This is a genomic window from Haladaptatus sp. (genome assembly GCF_049589095.1).
Classification (GTDB): domain Archaea; phylum Halobacteriota; class Halobacteria; order Halobacteriales; family Haladaptataceae; genus Haladaptatus.
Genome location: NZ_JBAWAC010000610.1, coordinates 31,773 through 51,552, shown reverse-complemented (window position 1 = coordinate 51,552; position 19,780 = coordinate 31,773). Strand labels below are relative to the sequence as shown.

Below are 19,780 nucleotides of genomic sequence, written 5' to 3'. Positions count from 1 at the left end.
GAAGGAGTGGACGGACGGAGAAACGCAACCAGTAGTATCAGTACAAACTCTGACAGTTCTCCTCGAATATGTCGATTTTGATACTGCATTTCGCTATCTCCACATACTTACACACCGAATACAAGCTGCAGGAGCGGTCGGATATTTCCAGATGGATCCCGATATCCACGATCCAGAAACCACGAATACTCTAAAAACGCTGTTTGACGTCGTCGTCGAGGTTTCCGATAGCGGTGCCGATTGGACGACCACACCGACCTACACTCCGAGCACGGAAACGACTGAAACGACCGAAGCCGAGGACGACACCGAGCAACCGGAACAACCATCGACTGGCCCACTGTCGTCCATTCGAACGATCCTTTCCGGCCTATTTGACCGAAAGAATCCGGAACTGGAAGAGGAAGAACCCGCCACCGAAACCAGCGTCGAGGAACCGACCGAAAGCGAAGAGGAGAGTGCGGAGACGGTCCAACCACCGATCGGGAGTTTAGCGGACGAGGAGATGCTGACCGACGAAGAACGGATCCGTTCCCTTCTCATTCAGTACGGCGGTCGAATGAAGCAGGCGGATATCACGACCGAAACGTCGTGGTCCAAGTCGACCGTTAGCAGGAAGCTTTCGAAGATGGAGGAAAACGACGAGATAACACGAGTCCAAATCGGACGGGGGAATCTCGTCTTCCTCAATGGTTCCGAACCGGAAGCATCGAAATCCCCGTTCGAAGCTTAATCCTCATCAACGACGAACGTACTGGCGATGAGTTGCCTGGTTGCTCGTCGTAGCTGTTGTGAAATCGCCGACGTCGAGACATCGAGTTCTGCCGCGAGTTCGCCTTGTGAGATTCCCCGAGGAACGTTGTAATAGCCCGATCGATAGGCAGTGAGAACGGTGTCTCGCTGACGTTCGGTCAACCGTGTACTGTCGGTATCCGTATTCGAATCCGAATCGTACAGTTGACGGACGTGGAACGTAGTGCCGATTTCCAGACACGCTTTTCGAAGATCGATGAGGGACTCGCGCGACAGGAGTTGGATTCGAACGACCCACCCTCCGTTTCCGCTCTGGATATCGAGCGTCCGAATTCCCAGGTTGTTGGCCGTCGGAAGGAGCGGGATCGTATCCGGTGATGGTCGAATTCGGTACGTTCGTCGGTCAGCAGACGTCGAAAAGAGGGTTGCTTCGCTTACGGTCGTGTCAATCTCGAGGGAGCGTTCGAACGACGAAAAATCGTTCCCAAAGACGGACACGAAGTGAAACGAACCGTCGGATACCGGTGTTCCCTCGATCTGAACCGACAGTTCGGAGATCGATTCGAGTGTCGGAACGAGAACGAGACGTTCATGAGAAATGAAAATCTCGGCGAGGAGGGTTTGCGGAGCGGAAGTAGACGAAGAATCATCCTGCATACTGGCCTCCGACGAATCGTTTAGCTCATTGGGTATCTTGTCGGAATTGGATGCGCCATGTGCCATTGTCGAGGAATCAAATCCGGTTGTGGTATTACGTTACCTGGGTTTAAACTTTAGGGAACAAAATGAACGCGAAAGGAAGATATTCGAAATCGTATCGAAAGGCATCCTTTCGTTATTGAATTATTTCTTGAATTATTTCTAAGAAGGTATGAAACTGAACACGAGGGAGATAGGAGTCATGAGCGCTAACGACCCTCGCGGCCGGATATTGTCACACCCCGCCTCCGTGCTGGGCGTATCTTTCTACGTCTTATCGCCTGATTACTATAGAGAGGTTAACCGAAACCGTTCGCCGAGAGTGATTTGACGGGAAAATGGGTGTAAAAAAAGAGTCGAGGGATACCGTTCACAATTGTTTCAACAGACATTTCGGACGACGATAGAGACCAATTCAAAGATAATACGACCGATAATTCAAAAATATATTCCGACAATAATCCCCATACAGGTGGGTGGAAAACACAGAACCCGGCGGTAAATGCCTTCATAGAGCCTCAAGCACCGTTTTTAATCCTATAATAGCTATAATAACTATCGAAATATATGTTGGTTCCCCCTACAAATAATAGAAACAACAGATATGGATATCTTACATATTATAGGGTCGTTAACTGAACTAACAATCTATCACAACCGTTCGCAACAAATCGGGAGAACATTATTGGTTTATTACCCATTCTAGCGATAATTCATCCGTCATGAGCGCTACTGAAGTTCAGGCGGACAACGGAAGCACGTGTATCGCATCAGATGTGAGTCCTAAACCGGAGCTTTCGAAGGATAAAATCTTCCATCTCCTCCAGACCCCTCGACGGCGTCACGTGCTCCGTTATCTCAAAGACAATGACGGAGTCGTCGAGATGCGTGACCTTGCGGAGCAGGTCGCGGCGTGGGAGAACGAGACGACGGTCCAGGCGCTCACCTCGGACGAGCGTCAGCGTGTGTACATCCCCCTTTACCAGTCCCACCTTCCCAAACTCGACGAAGAAGGCGTCATCGAATACAATCAAAGTAGGGGAACGATCGAGCGAACGGAGCTGGCGGATCAACTCGACCGGTACCTTACCGTCGAAACGCAAACGGAAGACGACGAAGAATCGATCCAACAACCGTCGTGGGAGTCGTACTATCTGGGTGTCTCGGTGCTCAGTACCATTCTCCTTGTGGGGACGGTTCTCGGCGCCCCAATACTCGCAGCATTACCTGGCGTAGCGATCGGTGGGAGTATCGTTGCGATGTTCTCACTCGTAACGCTCGCACAAGCGATGTCAGAACGGGCGCGCGGACGATAACGGAGACCTATTCGACGATACTTCGGAGGTACAGAAGCTATCAGTTAGCGTGTGACGTCAGTTGCTCTTCTTTCGTGATCATATTGTCAGTAATGCCACCGATGAGCGCAAAGATGGCTTCTTGGTGGTCAGTTTTTGAATGATGTATCGATGTCGGGTTGACACCGATCCGTTCGTACTCAGAAAAATCAAGGGTTCGATCGTTTCGTTCCTCGTACTGGGCCCGTACCTCCGCGAGCAGTCCGTGAATGTGAATCAACTCTTGCTTCTTCATATCATAGCCACATGATGACTCAGCACATATATTATCTTGGGCCATTTTTGGACAGATTTTTCGGGAATAACCGTTTAGAAACCGGACAACAGTGATGAATGTTTGTCAAGATTGAGGAACTGTCAAATTCAAAAACACAGGGAGACGCCCATTTTCACCGCGCAAGACGAGCATTATCATGCACTTAACTAATACCCCATAGACATAACATCGAGTCGAACATGTACGACCTGACTGGCTTCCAGCGAGACCTGTTGTACGTCATCAACGGGTTGACCGAACCACACGGCCTCGCCATCAAAGAAGAACTCGAAGACTACTACGAGAAGGACATTCACCACGGGCGTCTGTACCCCAACCTCGACACCCTCGTGGACAAAGGACTAGTCGAGAAAGGACAAGTCGACCGCCGAACGAACTACTACACCCTTACTCGACGTGGTCAGCGGGAGATCGAAGCACGACGGGAGTGGGAAGCACAGTACGTTGGCGAGAAAGAAGCAGCAGAACTCGCAGACTGACGGCACCGCCTTTTTCCGTCCGTTGTAGTCCGTTTGTACTTAAAGTACGGAACTACTAACGCATACCTTTTGGAGGGTTCTTTTCATATCCCCACCTGATGGCCATCGGACTGCAACGGGAGCGGAGATAATGCCGAGAAATCACGACGTATCGAACCGAGTCGACGCTATCGAACGATGTGCATACTGCAAAGATTACGTCCCAGTAACGCACATCGAAATGGAATTACAAGAGCAAGAAGCGTATCTCCGAGCGAGCGTAGACATCTGTGAGAACTGCTTAGACGAATTACGCTGAGAGGGGATGAAAACGATGACAGTTCGCGTTGCTCCCGGCTATCGTCACGCTGCATGGAAATCACACGGAGAAGGAGTGGCTAACAGACACGAGCCAAAATACAGCTAGCACACATGCGACCACTGCGATGCTGGGGACGAGAGTAAAAAGGGGAAAGTGAAACGTCGCGCCGAGTAGTAAGAACGATCCGAGCGAGGAGACACAGAGGTAATACGTATCCCATCGGTGTTCGTCACCGTCGGTCTCGATGTCCGATGACTCCTCGACGGGCAAATACCGTTCTAACTCGGCTGCTAGCGGGGCCTTTCTGACTATACCGCGATCTTTGTTGTACTCGATGACGCCTTCTTCGTCGAGTTTGGGAAGGTGGGATGGGTAGAGAGGAATGTAGGTACGTTGACACTCGTCCGAGGTGAGCGCTTGGACCGTCGTCTCGTTCTCCCACGCCGCGACCTGCTCCGCAAGGTCACGCATCTCGACCGGACCTTCCGTCTCGCGGAGATATCGAATCGCGGCACGACGCCGTCGACTCTGAAGGATGTGGAACACGTCGTCCGTCGAGATTTCCCCCTCGATTACCGATTCCCCATCTGAAGCCCGGTCATCGATACTAATCGAAGGTCGCTCCGTCGTGCTCATGACTAGGATAACCATCATCTGGCGAGATAATAAACCGACGATGCCCTCCCATACCGTTTCAAACTGTTTCAAACGGTGAAAAGGATCGGAACTGCACGGAACGGCATTCCGAGTTTATATGGGGGATGTACGTAGCACTGAATGAAATGAGCCAGGCAAACCACATACCCGCCTGGGCAGCATCTCCCGAGGAGTTCGAACGAACTCTCGAAGTCCTCGTTTCCACAGCACGTGAAAACGGCGTCCAACTCGACCGCTCGTGGACGTTCCGTCATGACAAGCTCGAATATGACGATGTGATGGTGGAAATAACGAGCCTCGCCCCGCGCCCTGAACTAGCCGATCCAACTCCAAACCAACCGAGCGTCTCCAAGAATACGACCACCGCCGACTTCGAGGTAGCTCTCAACGAGTTGCTCATGAAGGGACAGGAAGCAGGAATGGCGTTCGACTGTTCGTGGACGTTCCGCGACTCGAACCCCGACAGCAACGATACGATGGTCGAGATCTCTCGATTAGCAAAACCTAGCTGTTAACCCTATTCTCGTTTTATACACTATAGATAATATACGCATTGTCCAGAATACGTCGCTGTCTTCGTGTTTCCGGGACAGAGATGTCAGAAGGAACCGAAAGTCATCTATGAGGTGCCATCCGGGGATTTAAATGTTCGCATTGAGTATAGAACATTGATGAAACGGTCCACTCGCCAACGGGAGCGCCGCGCGGAGCAAACCGAAACCGAGGAGGAGGGGGTCAAAGGATGTCCCGAGTGCGGGTCGAAAAACCTCGTCAATAGTGCGGACCAGTCCGAACTCGTCTGTGATGACTGTGGATTGGTCGTCGAAGAAGACCACGTCGACCGCGGGCCAGAGTGGCGCGCGTTCAATCACAGCGAGCGACAGAGCAAGTCGCGCGTCGGTGCACCGACCACGCAGACGATGCACGACAAAGGGCTGACGACGACCATCGACTGGAAGAACCAGGACGCGTATGGTCGGTCGCTGTCGTCCGAAAAGCGCAGTCAGATGCACCGACTGCGAAAGTGGCAAGAACGCATTCGAACGAAAGACGCGGGCGAGCGCAACTTGCAGTTCGCGCTGTCCGAAATCGACCGAATGGCATCCGCGCTGGGTGTTCCACGGTCGGTACGCGAGGTCGCGTCGGTTATCTACCGGCGTGCATTGGCCGAAGACCTGATTCGCGGACGCTCCATCGAAGGCGTCGCAACGAGCACGCTGTATGCCGCATGTCGGCAGGAGGGTATCCCACGAAGCCTCGAAGAGGTTGCAGAGGTGTCGCGGGTGGATCAGAAAGAAATCGGCCGAACATATCGGTACATCTCGCAGGAACTCGGTCTCGAGATGAAGCCGGTCGACCCAAAGCAATACGTCCCCCGTTTCTGTTCCGATCTCGGTGTCAGTGAAGAAGTACAGTCGAAAGCGAACGAAATAATCGATACGACCGCAGAGCAGGGGCTCCTCTCGGGGAAATCCCCGACAGGCTACGCTGCTGCCGCGATTTACGCTGCCTCGCTTCTCTGTAACGAGAAGAAGACGCAGCGCGAAGTCGCCGACGTCGCGCAAGTGACGGAAGTGACGATCCGAAATCGATACCAAGAACAGATCGAAGCGCTCGGTATCCACTAAGCGTTTAAGCGCTTCAGACATCCAGCCCAATTTTTACTGCCCGTGGAAGTCTCCGACTAGTTGCGAGACAGGTCGGCTACATCGGGCACCCTGATTCCCGATGAGTATGAGATGTCAGAAGTCGTGTGAACGTCTGGCATTTAACATCTCCCTTGGGCGTGGCTGCTGGGGGAGAACACATATTGTTGGATTTTCTATGCGAATCGGGACGGAACTTCTCCGTCACGTTTCGTCGGAATGGATCGTAAAACGCGGAGGGTACACTATCGAAGTTACGTCAAGTGGAAGGAAACGTTCGCCCGGAAGGAGAACTTTCGTAGGAGGATGGTGACACGGAGCGGGGTGCCAACCCACTACCATCGCCTCCGGCAACGCCGAGCGAGTCGTTTACCGTAACGCACACAAGACGCCCACATGAGGGCGTACTAAACACGACGTCGATAGAGCACATTATTATCCACCAATTAAACGACAATAGAAGCATCAATACCAGTGATGGGGAGATGGTGAAGGAGTGTCAGGACCAATTATCAAAATAGATATTGATCAGTATCATTAAATATTTTGGAGTCTTTGTTGGGAATATGATTGATATTATTGAACTCGTCGAGGAGAACCTCGAGTCGATGTTAAATTCCGGGGAGATAGAATGTCCGTCGGAGGACTGTGATAACCGGCACTTTCGGGTCGACATTTGGCAGGACGACGAACAGGGGATCGTCGGAGACGCCTGTTGCCGCGACTGTAATCTACAGATACGACTTGATTTGCCCGACAAGTCGATCAATGAGGCCGGATCCACGCTCGAAGAGTTGGGATCGGAATTACAACAGCCGACGCCATCTACAAGCGATCGAAAGCAGGTAGAGATCGTCGAATGACGACAGAGGATAGTAACAGGTGTCCAAACATTCGTCGATACGACGTCCGATAGATATTTGTCCGCTGCACAAAAATTACGGGTGTAAGAATCGGAGAAAGAGCAGTATTTGAGTATTGTGCCAAATATCTATAGACATTACTCAATAATCTTCGATCAATCGGATACTGTTAAATAATATTTGTAATAGGGGGGCATAAATATTGTCTGAAGTAGGAAGGTTTATAACCTCTGTCAAAGAATATCACACCATACTACCATGTCAGAGGCAGAAACGGTTAGTAACGTGGCGACCGCACGCGACCTCACCGCGTTTCAGCAAAACGTCCTGATAGTCCTCGCAGAAGAATCCCGATACGGTCTCGCTATCAAGCGCGAGCTCGAGGACTTCTACGATGAGGAAGTGAACCACGGCCGTCTGTACCCCAACCTCGATACGCTTATCGAACGTGGGCTGGTCGAGAAGAGCGAACTCGACAAACGGACGAACGAGTATGCGATTACGGACGAGGGTATCGAGGTTCTCCTCGACTCGTTCGAATGGCGCTTCAAGAAGTTCATCACGAACGACGAGCGCGCGGAAAAGGTCAAATCGCTCCTCGAAGCGGCCCAATAACCCCCGACGGTCCCCGATCTTTTTAGAGTAGTGCCGACGCGTAAGCGTTCACTCGAACTGTATGAGACGTTCTCTAATCTCTTCTCCATCCACTCCGTCGAGTGCTTCGAGTCCGGCCTGTACGACCAGCGGATAGAAATGGCGGTTCTTCTCTAGTTCGTCGCCGACGGCTCGTTCGTACGCGAGATTGAGCTCCTTGTAGCGGAAGTCGAGCGTGGAACGTTGGTTCTCGGGGAGATACATGTAGGTGCCGACGCGAGTCGCTTTCACGCTCTCGGAGTCGCTCACAGCGGAAGAACCAGTGGTATCGTCCACGTTCCGCGTTCGGGGGGATTCGACTGATTCGTCGCTTTCGGACGCTTTGTCCGGTTTTGATGGTTCAGATGGTTTTGATGGTTCGGATTGTTCTGATGGCTTTGATTGTTCGGACTGTGTGGACGGTTCTTCGGAGTCACCCTGTTGCTCGCGCTGTGCACGGCGACGACGCCGAAGACGGTCGGCACGGCTCTCGTCACTCATGCGGTTACCTCCACCAATCCGAGTTGACGTTCGAGGTCCTCGGCGATAGAGAGGAAAACGGCGGCCATGTCACACTCCTCCTCGAACTCGAAGATCGAACAACCAGCCGAGAACGCACGTTGGAGGGTTACCCGTTTTCGAACCTCCCAAACGGGAATATCGGTAAACACCTCATCGAACCACTTGAGCATCGAATCCGCCTCGTTGGTCGCCTCGACGCGATTAGCGACAACGCCGAGATCGCGAACCTGTGTATCGTACTCCGCTTCCAGTACTTCCATCTGGTCGAACAGGATTTCCAGCGCGCGTTTACTCGTTGATTCGGCGAGCGCGGGGATGAGCACGTTTTCAGCGGCGAGCAAGGCGTTGTCAGTGAGGTTTCCGAGATACGGTGGGCAATCGATGATAATGACATCGTAGTCGGTATCGAGCGCGTCAAGCACCTGTACGAGCCGCTCTCGGCCGCGCATTGCCATCGTCAGTTCGGGTTCGACGCTGGTCATATCGATATTGCTCGGAAGCACATCCATCTCCTCGCGGGCGACGATGAGCGAATCGACATCCCCGCGCACCTCGTGATCGGTCAACGCGTCGAACAGGGTCGGTGGTTGTGCCTCGTACTCCGATTCCAACCCCAGTCCTTCGGTCGCGTTCCCCTGTGGGTCAAGGTCCACAAACAGTACATCATTCCCCCGATGACTCAACGCCCCAGCGACGTTGATAGCCACCGTCGTCTTTCCCACCCCACCTTTCTGATTCGAGACGGCTATTTTGGCTGTATCGGACATACAAAATCGAAAAACCGTCCAAACCACATAAAACTGCGTCAGACATTCACAAAGGAAGCTCGGAAGACGGGTTACGGGTTCCAAAAGCCGAATATTCCGAATTAGAGGGAGGGGAGAGTACGAACAACGCCCGTGAGCAAAACTAGCAAAGAGAGAAAAACCATCAAAACCGGTTTTGATGATTCGTCTAGCAAAACAGGTTTGGCACGATTGGTACTAACGGAGGGGCGGGCGAGGAACTCCGGAGTAGCTGTACGACGGCTTTAGACGGGACGCTGTCCCCGTTCGACAGCGATCATGAGCGTTCCGGCGGCGAGTACGACCACACCGATTGCGAGCAGCACAATTGGCCCGTCGAATCCAGGTATGTAGCTTTCGAAGAGTAGAGCAGCACCAATTACCAGTAAAGCCACCCCAGTCCAAAACCGTCGTGTTCGACCGAACATCCTGAACTAGTTCGAGAGGCATGTGCATAAAGAGAGTGGCAAAAGAGTGGCAAAGTAACGGGAGAACGAGTTCGATCGTCAGCCAACAGAACCGACGAGTAGTGTCGAATGAGGGTATCGGAAACAACATATTTCGATCGACAAATGATAGTAACATGAAACGGCGGCAGTTCGTCGCAACGGTCGGTGCCACGGGGTTTGCTGGCTGTTCCGCGTTCAGTGTGGACGACGAGGTGAAAACACCGACATCCGGTCCGAAGGGGGGTAACGCGACAGTAGAGATGAAAACCAACGGGGATGGTAATTACTTCGACCCAGTCGGGTTGTATCTCGAGCCGGGAGACAGCGTGACGTTCATCACGAAAAGCGGTAACCACTCCGCAACGGCCTACCACAAAGGAAACATCTACGCCGAAACCAATCGGATTCCGAAGGACGCAGCTGCGTGGGGAAGCAAAGTCCTGCAAAAGGGAGAATCGTACGAGCACACGTTCGAGGCAGTGGGAACACACGACTACTACTGTATCCCGCATAAGACGCTCGGGATGATCGGACGAATCATCGTCGAAAAACCGGGTGGACCCGCCGAAGGAAGCATGCCATCGGATGGGAAAGTACCAACGAACGATACGATTCTCCGTAAAGGGTCAGTTTCTCACAGTGATTTCACGAAGTGAACCGCACATCGTGAGCGAGAGTTTGTGTACCCGACTAAAGTGTGAGAAATGAATAAGAGCGGTAGAACGCCCCCAGCGGGTTTTGAGCGTCATCGTATGAGAGGTTGTCTCAAGGAAATACTCTAGGGGTTCGGTCGTTAGTTTTCGTCGGGATGAAAAAACAAGAGCTCATTCATCTGCATGGACTGCTTTCGGAAGTACGAACACGATTCGAGATCAAATCCGACTCTGCATTTGACTTCCCGGAATACGACGGACAAAATACACGACCTACTTCTATTCATCACTCGAAAAACGACCACCGAGAAGCAGTGCTCACGCTAGCCGACGATCTTACGACGGAACTGATGAGCGAGACGGCCGAGACGGTCGCCCCTCACGCCGACTAATCCTACACAGCAGTATCGGAAGATCACGATAACGATCAGCGGTAGCGCTCGATAGCGACGCTCTCCAGAGAGGGAACAGTTAAAGATCCACCAATTAGGGAGGAGACCAAGTCGAAGCAAAGACAGAACGACGAAATCGGAGAAATGAAGCCGATCGTCGAGATTACTGTCAATTAATTCACGTTACTGGCGTGAATATTTCAGGAATAGAAACCAGATTCTATAGAACTGTAAATAACCTTTCGCTAATTTTGTATAGCGTTATACAATATATCTTCTCGGGAATCGGCCGCAGTCATGCGATTTTCGGGAGACAGATAGCAATTCCGATTATATTGGTAATGAGAAGTGGAATACCACCGGTGGCTGTGTGGAATGGTCAACCGATAGAAAGGGAGAGGTTTCACAGTCAAAGAGCGGGTCAAGCGGGGATCAGTTCAGCACTATCGGGAAAACGGCAAGGATGACGAAGACGATCACGAGGACGCGCGGTCGCGAGTCCGAGAATCGGCATCACTACCAGCACCGATCGATGGCACTTCTATCGGGCAGGCGTTCCGGTTCGAACGGGTGGGGAGGACATGGCTTCCGTTATCGTCGCATCCGAACATGATTTGTTATCACACAACTACAGGCAGCAATTGAAACAGACAGTAATATGATAATTGTTTGAGCAATCAATATGCAGAGCAGGAAAGCCAGCGGTATATGCGAGCATTAGAGGATTCGAAACGACGTGAAACCATCTGAAAGAGATATCTGGGTTTAAGATATTACAACCGTATATTTTATCCGTAGGAGAACGTACAACTGAACGAAATCGGAAGAGTAAGGTGTTGTCAGCGGTCGTACAAGGTATCCCTTCACGGAAGAAAACAATGATTGAAGCAGTTCGCGTCCTCTTCGTTTCCCCGCCCGACGACGAGGGAGTGACAACGGTGCTTCGAGAGCGATCGGGTGTCACCGTCGAAACGACGGCAAGCGTCGAAGATATCCACGAGATACTCGAAATAGCCGACTGTGTCGTTTGTACGACAGCGATCGGCGGAATGGGAGTCGTTTCGTTCTTGCGGGACGTTCGACAGTCACACCCATCTGTCAGACGTTTTCTATTTTGCGATGCGGATGACCGAGCCGTCGAGAACGTCCTCGATGACGACCTCGCGGAATGGATACCAGCAGCGGGTGGTGGCCGTGCATTGGCGAGTAGAATGAACCGTACTGCGAAACGGATTCACCACGATAGACGACTTTCAGCAGTACAAGACGCACAGAAACGTCTGATAGACGCCGAAGAGGAGGACGCGATCGCCGAAACGACGGCCAACGTTGCGGAATCGGAACTCGGCTACTCGTCCGCAATCGTGGCACGATACGACAGCGAAGAGGGTGCACTTCGACCGGTCGCATGGGAGGGCGTTTCCGAACCGGACGACCAACTGTTCGATATCGACGCCGGACTCGGGTGGAAAGCATTTCTCGAAGGGGAAACGTGCAGCGAGAGTCGAAATGACTACGGGCGACGTTTCGCCCTTCCGCTCGGAAAACACGGTGTACTGATCGTCACCGAGGATTCGCAGAACGAGTACGACGAGAGCAAATCGAACCTCACAGAGGTACTCGTTTCGAACGCCGAGACGGCACTTACCCGTCTCGATCGTGAGTGGGAACTTTCGACGCAAGAAGCAGCCCTGTCGGATACTGAAGCGATACTTAACTGCACACAACGCCGAGAATCGGTCGTTCGAGACGTACTGACAACGCTCATCGACATGGATACGCGAAGTGGCATCGAGCACGCTGTCTGCAAGCGGTTAACGAACGCGGACCCCTATCGGTTTGCATGGATCGGGGAGTACGACTCGACGACCGACAAACTCTCGGCGCGGACGTGGGTCGGTAACGAACAGGAGTTTCTCGACGAGCTCTCGGAGGCAGGGGCCGAGACAGCACAGACGACCGCATGGACGGCGGCTCGGGAAAGGGAACCAGCAATCGACGATGATCTCCTCGGTGACCCGCCGTACGAAACGTGGCGACAAGAAGCACTCAAAAGAGAATATCGAGCGGCAATCAGCGTTCCCCTCGTCTACGGTGGGAGTATCTATGGCGTTCTCACCGTGTATGCTGGCGGACCGGATATGTTCGATTCGGAAGAAAAAGCCCTGCTCGAAGACATCGGAAAAACGATCGCCTACGCCATCAACGCCGTCGAAAGCAAGAAAGCACTGGTGAGTGACAGCGCAGTAGAGCTGGAGTTCCGGGTGTGTGACCCGCAATTTACGCTCATCAAGTTCATCCAGATGGCCGACTGTCGGTTCGAATTCGAGAGCGTTATCCACGAAACGGACGATACGCTTCGACTGTTCTTCACTACGGAAGGAGCGATGCCGGAATCCGTCGTCTCGTTTTCCGACCAGTCGCTCATCGTCAACGAGATCCGACACGTCTCCGGGGATGACAAAAAGGATTTGTTCGAATGCACAGTGACGGGGACGAACGTAATCTCGTTGCTGCTCGACCACGGAGCGATTCCAAAATCCGCGACAGCGGAAGGAAGGGAAGCGAGACTGACCGTCGAATTGCCACAAACGGCGGACGTTCGTCTGTTTGTCGAAACGTTCCAAAATCGCTACAGCGACACGGAACTCATCGCCCGTCGAAAGCGAGACCGGCCGGTACAGACCGAACAGGACTTTCGAGCACAGTTGCGCCAGCGCCTCACCGATCGGCAATCGGAAGCGTTGGAAACGGCGTACTGGAGCGGCTTTTTCGAGTGGCCACGGGAAAGCACTGGGCAAGAGATCGCCGAATCGCTTGGAGTCTCACAGCCGACGTTCAATCGCCATCTTCGGGCATCAGAGCGCAACTTGCTAACAATACTGTTCGAAGACGAGTGAAACAGGGATACGATTTATATATATTGAAGCCCGGGGGAGAACGGGCTACGAATATAGCTATAACATCCATCAGTCGGCCGTTAATTATATACTACAGAGATGAGTGGAGAATCCAACAATGCCACTAACCAGCCACATTCTGGCAGTTTGACAAAATTGGCACCGACGGTATCGAATAACGACGAGACGGGTATCGAACGACAACTGTACGATATCGTCGCCGAAGTGTCCCTCTCCGGTCCTGATCTTCTCCTCTCTCCTACTATCAAAGCCGTTACCGATGTCACCATCGAAACCGAACACTTGACCGGGACAACGCCGAAACATCTCTTTATCTCCGTCCGTGGCGAGGAGTTCGACACGTTCGAGCGTGAACTGCAACAAGACCACACGGTTGCCGAGCCGGTGCTCGTCGAGACGTACGAAGGACGCCGAGTCTATCGGCTGGAACCGATTTCCACCGTCGAGCTCATCGCGCCACGCTGTCCGGAACTCGACGCGCGTATCCTCGACGTGGAAAGTGGGGACGGCGGTTGGATCGTCAGGATGCAGATACCAACCCGCCAAGCACTCGTCTCGTTCCGGGAGTACTGCCTGGAAAACGACGTGACGTTCCGTGTCAACCAACTTGGTAACGCGACGGACCACGAGGAATCCGATGTCGTGGGGCTGACTGAAAAGCAAAAACAACTGCTCCGGATGGCGTTCGAGTGCGGGTACTACGAGATCCCACGTCGAATCTCGCAGAACGAACTCGCACACGAGCTCGATATATCGACATCCGCGATATCACAGCGACTTCGCAGGGACACGGAACAACTAATCGGTAGTACGTTAGCCGTCGAGAATAAGGATTGCTGACGACAGTGAAGGAACAACACAGAATCCAGCGAGGAGGAACTTAAAGTCTACACGGTTGAAGCCGCACGTTTTGGGAGGGACAGTACATAGGATCGTTTGAGCATGTCAGGGGATGTCAAGCGTCCGGTGACCACATGAACCCGCTCGGTCACTTCGGGATAGTACTGTTCGTCTTTGGATTCATCATTTTCGGATTAGTTACGCACGACAAAATACGGGCGGCGAAAATAGTAACTGTAACAGCACTGGCCATGGGTATCGCACCCGATATCGACCTCCATATCGCACAGTTATCACACCGAGGACTCACGCATACGCTTTGGGCGGCTCTCCTCGCAGGGGGAGTACTCGCCCTTATCGTGTTTTATATATTTTGGAATAATCGATATCAGGCTCTATGACGAGTAATGGATAGAAAAATATATAATATGACGGAAGTGTGTGTTAATCGAGAACAGAGCGATGAGTAGAAACGATAGAAGAGGGGGTCTCGTATCGAGGGAGACAGGGATATCGAGAGAGACCGAAACGAAGACAGAGACGGATATCTGTTCGTACTGCGGTTCGATAGTTGAGACGAACGAATGGCATCCAGTTCTCGCCAATGATGATGGAAGCGGGTTCCGAATCCATGCCTTCTGTGATAAACGATGTCGAGCGCTGTGGGGGAGAATAAACGTACCTCGGTAACATTCGTCCCCCAGCAACTGCTTTCGTCCGTCGAGATCGGTTACTACTCGGTGACGAGCACTTTTTTGACGACTTGCGGATCTTCCAGCAATCGATGTTCGGTATAACTCCCTTCAGCACTACCACCACTCTGACGGGCTTGTTCGATAACATCGAGGAACGCTTGCTCGCGGAGCAAGTCTCGCACGCGTCGGGTTGAAAGCGGATCGCTATCCACCTGGCGACAGACCTGTTCGTACACTTCGTATACCCGGCTGGTTCGGAACGCATCCACGTCAGGATTGTCCAGCGAGAGGATTGCAAGGGCCTGGAGCGCGTATTTCGAGTGTGGTGTCGCACCACGGATCAGTTCACGAAATCGGTCGTTTTCCGCGCGTTCGCGGGCCTTCTTCACGTATTCTTCCCGGACCCGTTCGGCATTCTCCGCTTGCGCGAGTTCGCCTGCGTATCGAAGGATATCGATCGCTTTGCGAGCGTCCCCGTGTTCCTGTGCGGCCTGAGCGGCGGCGAGCGGAATCGTTCCCGGCTCCAAAACGCCCTGTTTGAACGCGTCACTACGAGCCTCCATAATGGCTCGAAGCTGGTTGGCATCGTATGGTGGGAAGACGAATTCACGCTCACAGAGGCTCGATTTCACCCGCTCGTCCATCCGATCTTTGTACTTGATCTTGTTGCTGATGCCGATGACGCCGAGTTTACAGTGCTGTAGTTTCCCTGCTTCACCCGCACGCGAAAGCTGCATCAGAATATCGTCGTTTTCCAACTTGTCGATCTCGTCGAGAATGATGACGACGACGTCGTACAGAGCGTCGAGAATCCGCCACAGGCGCTTGTAGTATGTCGAAGTGGAAATTCCTTTGTCCGGAATCGAGATATCCGTCTCCTCGGTGTTCGTTGTGCTCGCAATCGTCTGGACGGCTTGTGTTTCGGTGCTGTCCTGTGCACAGTCCACGTAAGCAACACCGACGGTGACACCCTCCTCGTCAGCCTCTTCGACGAGACGCCGGGAGACGTGTTTGGCACAGAGTGATTTACCAGTTCCAGTTTTTCCGTACAGTAAGACGTTGCTCGGTGATTGGTTGAACAAAGCAGGATTCAGAGCGTTCGCTAGAGCAGAAATTTCATCGTCTCGGCCCACGATCCTCCCGTGAGTCGGGAGATGGTTGATTTCGAGGAGTTCCTTTTTGGCGAAGATGAGGTCCTCCCGGGAGAAGAGTTCGTCCGAGTCGGCATCGCTCATGGACACCACGTTTCCAGTGAAATCCCTTTACTGTTCCGGGCCGAAGAGAGGTAGGAGCCGGTCACAAGAATGTAGATCTCCGTCACAGAGCAAGGTCCGTTGAGGCGGAAACAGAGGTATGAGAGATACATGAGAAATCGGGTTGTTCGGTTGAGTTCTGCTGGTCTCGGTTGAGCCGCAATCGTGCTCTGCACTAGACTTTGGTCGGTCGCTATCGGTGGTCAGTTGTTTTGGTGTCCGTCGTTTTGGATGAGATTGAGTGAGACACACACCACGTTTCCAGTGAAATAGGCTGAAAAGGTGGGGGAGGGAAGAGAACATCAGGTAAAAATTGCCTCAAATAATATAAGTGGCGTGTCATCTAAGAGACGGTAATAGAAAAAAATATATACCTAAGGTGTATTAAAGTTCATTAAGCTAGTCGTTAACCAAGATAAATTCGTGACATATGTCACGAATAGTTAGAATTGAAATGGGGTTGAGCTGTTTTCTCGAGTTCATAGGGGGTTTCACTGGAAACGTGGTGTCTTGAGAACGCGACCGAAGCTGCTGATGGCGAGAAGAAGACCGAAAATGAAAAGAAAACGTGTTGTATTTCAGCCGCTTTACGTGGGTGTTCTCACACCTGATTTCCAGTGAAATCGATCTGTTTCCCACACCACGTTTCCAGTGAATTCCCTCGTTCTCTCGATTCTCCCGTCATTCTCGCTTCTTTTTACCGTCCCCTTCGTTCTCTTGTAACCTTGACTGTCACTCCGTGATTTTGTTCCCGTTTGCTCGGATCGGAAATCCAAGAACTGCTTTTTTTCTTTCCGTTGGACACCTCGCTTCCGGTGAAATTTGTGCTTATACGGCTTGTAGATCGCGTCTGTCTGCTGACTGCACTTCCTCCTTTTCATGATTCATTTGTGACTATTGCTTTCATTTGTGACTATTGCTGTTTGTCAACTCCCTCTCATCCGCTTCCTTTTCGACTTCTCGGTGTTTCCTCTCCGTCTGGATCAAAAATTTATAATCATCTATTTTCACTGGAAACACGGTGTCTCTTTTCTCCCTATATATTATACTTAAACCATATTTATATCTCCTCTATTCTATATTCTCACCACATGATATATGGGGGTGAGTAGCGTTTCTTGTCGTTTTGTGGTATGGATATCCCATCAAACCCCCATTTCATTTGCACCCTCCACCCACCTTTTTCCTATTTCACTGGAAACGTGGTGTGTGTGTGAATGCGCTATATGATACCATGCACCATATATGATAAATCGACATTTGTATTATTTTGTCTGCTATCCGATTGTATCTGTCCTATTTTCCGAACACGGTCGGTTGACTATCGAATGGATACGATCGACATCACCCGAGACACGATCGCTTCCTTACCTCGAATGGGCCGTGCGAGCAGTTTCCATGCTATCAACGATTCCACAAAATTAAGTATACTGTGCTGTATTTTCCATATATGATCTCCATATTATCGTTCTGCGACTTTCACCTTCCAGTAGGATCGTACTATATCGTTCATTCACCGTTCAAACAGTGCTTGAACGGCTTAGTCACGCGATAATAAAAAGTCTCCACGTACACGCTATGAAAAAGATGCCCTCCCTGATGCCGTATCGCCGTCCCCCCGTGCTCTCCTCCCACGTGTTTGATACTGCGATGTCCGAACCGCGTTTCGAACGTAGACGGAATACGAGCAGGAATTGTAAGCATCGCGGCCAGAAAGAAAGTATAGTCGGCCGCTCTTGCATACAAGCAACAACTCTCACGCCCACTTGGTTCACAAATCGGTGCCCATCCCACTCACAAAGCGAATGGTGCGTGTCGGAGGGTGTCGGCGAACCCCGGTCGGGGAAACTATCAAACGACTATCGAAGTTGGAGTGAAATCTGATGTCACATGAAATCAATGAACGACAAAAATGGGATGTCGTATCGAAGTTAGTTGAGCTTGCCAGCGACGAACGTGCATGGCTCGCGACAGCGATGGGGACGGGAGTACTGGTGTATCTCACGTACCTCATGACGCATCCGTACCCGGCGTACGGTGCGGGCCTCTATATGAAAATCGCACGTGAGATAAGTGCACACGGTTACGGCCTTCCGGCTCAAATCCCGCTTTATACGCAGGAAGGTGTTCCGTTCGCCTATCCACCGTTGATGTACTACGTTTCGGCAATTTTGATGGATACGACTGGCGTCGACCCCATCACGCTGAGTCGTTTCCTTCCCGGCCTCGTCACGATCCTGTATCTCGTGCCGTTCTACTATCTCTCGCGTGAGATACTCGACTCGACGCCGCGAGCAGGGTTCGCCACGCTTCTCCTCGCAGTGTCACCGCCCGTCCTTCAGTGGCACCTCTCCGCGGGCGGTATCGTTCGTGCCCCCGCATTCCTCTTCGTTGTGACTGGCGCGTACACGGGCATCAAACTGTTCAAAACGGAAGAAAGAAAGTGGCTCTTAGCCTCCGCTGTCCTCTTCGGGCTGATCATACTCACCCATCCGGTTTACACCGTCTTTTTCGGGACGACGTATCTCGTGATGTACGCGTGTTTCAATCGAACGCTCCGGGGACTGGTGTACGGTGGAATCGTCGTCATGGGAGGGGTGATAATCTCCTCCCCATGGTGGCTTCAAATCATCGCCATTCACGGTCCCAGTATCTTTACCGCCGCCTCCGGGACACACACTGGTTTGGGTGGTGGAACGCACCGTCTGATCAAGCAGTTCATCTACCCGCTGGACATGAGCATGCCGACCATCTTCTTCATCGGCTCGTTCGCCGGTGCGGCATATCTCGTCGCAAAGCGCCGGTTTTTCCTCCCGTTGTGGATGCTTTCGGGCGCGTACATGCTCGGAAAGCTCCGGTATCAGTTCCCGGCCGGTGTGATGATGGCGTCGGTACTCGTGTTCGAAGTCATCGTTCCGCTGGTCCGTCGCTGGTCGAAGCGGACGCGATACTCCCGGTCCGCACCGCTCGCCGTCATCATGGTTCTCGCAATCCTGGTTTCGAGCGTCGGTGTCGCGTTCGCGGCGGGTGATTTACACTCCCATCTCGGCAGTTCGACACAGCCGTCGTTCGTGGACGACGACGACATGGCTGCGATGCAGTGGGCTCAGGATAACACGAGTCCGAGCGCTAACTTCGTCGTCCTCGGCGACAGCGCGGAGTGGTTCCCGCTCATGACCGACCGGACGATTCTCATCGGACCGTGGGGGGTCGAGTGGAAAGGCCACTCCAAGTATCGGCATCAGCTCGGCTTGTACAAGCGGATATCTCGCTGTCCGGGCAAAACCTGCTTGACCCAGAAGTTGGTTTCCAACAAGGTCAACCCGGATTACGTGTACGTCCCGAAAGGACATTACACCGTCCGTGGCATCGACGAATATCAGAAACCGTGGATGCGTGAACACCTCGTCGATTCGGATCGATACAAACTCGTCTACGAGAACGAGGGTGCGATGATATACCGCATCGAAGAGCCGATGGAACCGACACACGTTCCGGACGATGGACCGCAACCGGTTCCGTCCCTCTCCGAACCTCTCTCTTCATCGTCGTCCGTCTGATCGTATGAATCAGGACTCCGTTGAGATTCGGTGGCTTCTGACCGAAA

General features: G+C 52.3%; 18 protein-coding genes. 12 read left to right on the top strand and 6 right to left on the bottom strand.

Features of this window, described 5'->3' with window-relative positions; genetic code table 11:
- On the top strand, nucleotides 1-733 hold a 733-nt coding region (locus WBV42_RS19370), incomplete at its 5' end, for a helix-turn-helix transcriptional regulator (RefSeq protein ID WP_423987489.1).
- Here the strand turns inward: WBV42_RS19370 and WBV42_RS19365 are convergent.
- Nucleotides 730-1,410, bottom strand: a complete 681-nt coding sequence (locus WBV42_RS19365; protein ID WP_423987488.1) for a helix-turn-helix domain-containing protein — start codon at nucleotides 1,408-1,410, stop codon at nucleotides 730-732. The two genes, WBV42_RS19370 and WBV42_RS19365, sit on opposite strands and share 4 nt — an antisense overlap.
- Before the next feature lie 764 nt (nucleotides 1,411-2,174).
- On the opposite strand from WBV42_RS19365, the gene WBV42_RS19360 reads away from it, so the two are divergent.
- Nucleotides 2,175-2,768, top strand: a complete 594-nt coding sequence (locus WBV42_RS19360; RefSeq protein ID WP_423987487.1) for a DUF7344 domain-containing protein — start codon at nucleotides 2,175-2,177, stop codon at nucleotides 2,766-2,768.
- A 40-nt stretch (nucleotides 2,769-2,808) separates the two neighbouring features.
- Here WBV42_RS19360 and WBV42_RS19355 read toward each other — a convergent pair whose 3' ends face one another.
- Complete coding sequence (locus WBV42_RS19355) at nucleotides 2,809-3,042, bottom strand: UPF0058 family protein (RefSeq protein ID WP_423987486.1); 234 nt, start codon at nucleotides 3,040-3,042, stop codon at nucleotides 2,809-2,811.
- Nucleotides 3,043-3,263: 221 nt separating this feature from the next.
- On the opposite strand from WBV42_RS19355, the gene WBV42_RS19350 reads away from it, so the two are divergent.
- Nucleotides 3,264-3,563 (top strand): PadR family transcriptional regulator, encoded by a 300-nt coding sequence (locus tag WBV42_RS19350; RefSeq protein ID WP_066139052.1) that lies wholly within the window; start codon nucleotides 3,264-3,266, stop codon nucleotides 3,561-3,563.
- 358 nt (nucleotides 3,564-3,921) lie between these two features.
- Here the strand turns inward: WBV42_RS19350 and WBV42_RS19345 are convergent, their stop codons facing one another.
- Nucleotides 3,922-4,500, bottom strand: a complete 579-nt coding sequence (locus WBV42_RS19345) for a DUF7344 domain-containing protein (protein WP_423987485.1) — start codon at nucleotides 4,498-4,500, stop codon at nucleotides 3,922-3,924.
- A gap of 125 nt (nucleotides 4,501-4,625) precedes the next feature.
- Here WBV42_RS19345 and WBV42_RS19340 point away from each other — a divergent pair, with 125 nt between their 5' ends.
- From WBV42_RS19340 to WBV42_RS19330, 3 genes are all read left to right on the top strand, one after another.
- Nucleotides 4,626-5,036 (top strand): hypothetical protein, encoded by a 411-nt coding sequence (locus WBV42_RS19340; protein ID WP_423987484.1) that lies wholly within the window; start codon nucleotides 4,626-4,628, stop codon nucleotides 5,034-5,036.
- 156 nt (nucleotides 5,037-5,192) lie between these two features.
- Nucleotides 5,193-6,149: a transcription initiation factor IIB gene (locus WBV42_RS19335; protein WP_066139049.1), complete on the top strand. Its 957-nt coding sequence runs from the start codon at nucleotides 5,193-5,195 to the stop codon at nucleotides 6,147-6,149.
- Nucleotides 6,150-7,288: 1,139 nt separating this feature from the next.
- Nucleotides 7,289-7,645, top strand: coding sequence for a PadR family transcriptional regulator (locus WBV42_RS19330; protein ID WP_253229097.1), 357 nt, complete (start codon nucleotides 7,289-7,291; stop codon nucleotides 7,643-7,645).
- A 48-nt stretch (nucleotides 7,646-7,693) separates the two neighbouring features.
- On the opposite strand, the gene WBV42_RS19325 is transcribed toward WBV42_RS19330, so the two are convergent.
- Nucleotides 7,694-8,164, bottom strand: a complete 471-nt coding sequence (locus WBV42_RS19325; RefSeq protein WP_423987483.1) for a hypothetical protein — start codon at nucleotides 8,162-8,164, stop codon at nucleotides 7,694-7,696.
- Nucleotides 8,161-8,952 carry a ParA family protein gene (locus WBV42_RS19320; RefSeq protein WP_423987482.1) on the bottom strand — a complete coding sequence of 264 codons (792 nt, stop codon included), beginning with the start codon at nucleotides 8,950-8,952 and terminating at the stop codon, nucleotides 8,161-8,163. Before WBV42_RS19320 ends, WBV42_RS19325 begins: the two co-directional genes overlap by 4 nt.
- Before the next feature lie 601 nt (nucleotides 8,953-9,553).
- On the opposite strand from WBV42_RS19320, the gene WBV42_RS19315 reads away from it, so the two are divergent.
- The 5 genes from WBV42_RS19315 (at nucleotide 9,554) to WBV42_RS19295 (ending at nucleotide 14,915) form a co-directional block, all read left to right on the top strand.
- On the top strand, nucleotides 9,554-10,075 hold the full coding sequence (locus WBV42_RS19315) for a plastocyanin/azurin family copper-binding protein (RefSeq protein ID WP_423987481.1): 522 nt from the start codon (nucleotides 9,554-9,556) through the stop codon (nucleotides 10,073-10,075).
- A gap of 152 nt (nucleotides 10,076-10,227) precedes the next feature.
- Nucleotides 10,228-10,464, top strand: a complete 237-nt coding sequence (locus tag WBV42_RS19310) for a UPF0058 family protein (RefSeq protein WP_423987480.1) — start codon at nucleotides 10,228-10,230, stop codon at nucleotides 10,462-10,464.
- Between the two features lie 878 nt (nucleotides 10,465-11,342).
- Nucleotides 11,343-13,364, top strand: coding sequence for a bacterio-opsin activator domain-containing protein (locus WBV42_RS19305; protein WP_423987479.1), 2,022 nt, complete (start codon nucleotides 11,343-11,345; stop codon nucleotides 13,362-13,364).
- A 147-nt stretch (nucleotides 13,365-13,511) separates the two neighbouring features.
- Nucleotides 13,512-14,225 carry a helix-turn-helix domain-containing protein gene (locus WBV42_RS19300; protein WP_423987478.1) on the top strand — a complete coding sequence of 238 codons (714 nt, stop codon included), beginning with the start codon at nucleotides 13,512-13,514 and terminating at the stop codon, nucleotides 14,223-14,225.
- A 462-nt stretch (nucleotides 14,226-14,687) separates the two neighbouring features.
- A complete protein-coding gene (locus WBV42_RS19295; RefSeq protein ID WP_423987477.1) occupies nucleotides 14,688-14,915 on the top strand; it encodes a DUF7576 family protein in 228 nt (75 codons plus the stop codon).
- A 43-nt stretch (nucleotides 14,916-14,958) separates the two neighbouring features.
- Here WBV42_RS19295 and WBV42_RS19290 read toward each other — a convergent pair whose 3' ends face one another.
- On the bottom strand, nucleotides 14,959-16,155 hold the full coding sequence (locus WBV42_RS19290) for an orc1/cdc6 family replication initiation protein (protein ID WP_423987476.1): 1,197 nt from the start codon (nucleotides 16,153-16,155) through the stop codon (nucleotides 14,959-14,961).
- A gap of 1,994 nt (nucleotides 16,156-18,149) precedes the next feature.
- Here WBV42_RS19290 and WBV42_RS19285 point away from each other — a divergent pair.
- Complete coding sequence (locus WBV42_RS19285; RefSeq protein WP_423987475.1) at nucleotides 18,150-19,733, top strand: ArnT family glycosyltransferase; 1,584 nt, start codon at nucleotides 18,150-18,152, stop codon at nucleotides 19,731-19,733.
- Nucleotides 19,734-19,780: the final 47 nt, after the last annotated feature.

Bases quoted from the DNA above. Each gene is read 5' to 3' on its own strand.
- WBV42_RS19325 (WP_423987483.1), bottom strand. From the start codon at position 8,164: ATGAGTGACGAGAGCCGTGCCGACCGTCTTCGGCGTCGTCGCCGTGCA.
- WBV42_RS19335 (WP_066139049.1), top strand. From the start codon at position 5,193: ATGAAACGGTCCACTCGCCAACGGGAGCGCCGCGCGGAGCAAACCGAA.
- WBV42_RS19285 (WP_423987475.1), top strand. From the start codon at position 18,150: ATGGGGACGGGAGTACTGGTGTATCTCACGTACCTCATGACGCATCCG.
- WBV42_RS19350 (WP_066139052.1), top strand. From the start codon at position 3,264: ATGTACGACCTGACTGGCTTCCAGCGAGACCTGTTGTACGTCATCAAC.
- WBV42_RS19305 (WP_423987479.1), top strand. From the start codon at position 11,343: ATGATTGAAGCAGTTCGCGTCCTCTTCGTTTCCCCGCCCGACGACGAG.
- WBV42_RS19340 (WP_423987484.1), top strand. From the start codon at position 4,626: ATGTACGTAGCACTGAATGAAATGAGCCAGGCAAACCACATACCCGCC.
- WBV42_RS19365 (WP_423987488.1), bottom strand. From the start codon at position 1,410: ATGCAGGATGATTCTTCGTCTACTTCCGCTCCGCAAACCCTCCTCGCC.
- WBV42_RS19315 (WP_423987481.1), top strand. From the start codon at position 9,554: ATGAAACGGCGGCAGTTCGTCGCAACGGTCGGTGCCACGGGGTTTGCT.
- WBV42_RS19360 (WP_423987487.1), top strand. From the start codon at position 2,175: ATGAGCGCTACTGAAGTTCAGGCGGACAACGGAAGCACGTGTATCGCA.
- WBV42_RS19290 (WP_423987476.1), bottom strand. From the start codon at position 16,155: ATGAGCGATGCCGACTCGGACGAACTCTTCTCCCGGGAGGACCTCATC.
- WBV42_RS19295 (WP_423987477.1), top strand. From the start codon at position 14,688: ATGAGTAGAAACGATAGAAGAGGGGGTCTCGTATCGAGGGAGACAGGG.
- WBV42_RS19330 (WP_253229097.1), top strand. From the start codon at position 7,289: ATGTCAGAGGCAGAAACGGTTAGTAACGTGGCGACCGCACGCGACCTC.
- WBV42_RS19320 (WP_423987482.1), bottom strand. From the start codon at position 8,952: ATGTCCGATACAGCCAAAATAGCCGTCTCGAATCAGAAAGGTGGGGTG.
- WBV42_RS19355 (WP_423987486.1), bottom strand. From the start codon at position 3,042: ATGAAGAAGCAAGAGTTGATTCACATTCACGGACTGCTCGCGGAGGTA.
- WBV42_RS19310 (WP_423987480.1), top strand. From the start codon at position 10,228: ATGAAAAAACAAGAGCTCATTCATCTGCATGGACTGCTTTCGGAAGTA.
- WBV42_RS19345 (WP_423987485.1), bottom strand. From the start codon at position 4,500: ATGAGCACGACGGAGCGACCTTCGATTAGTATCGATGACCGGGCTTCA.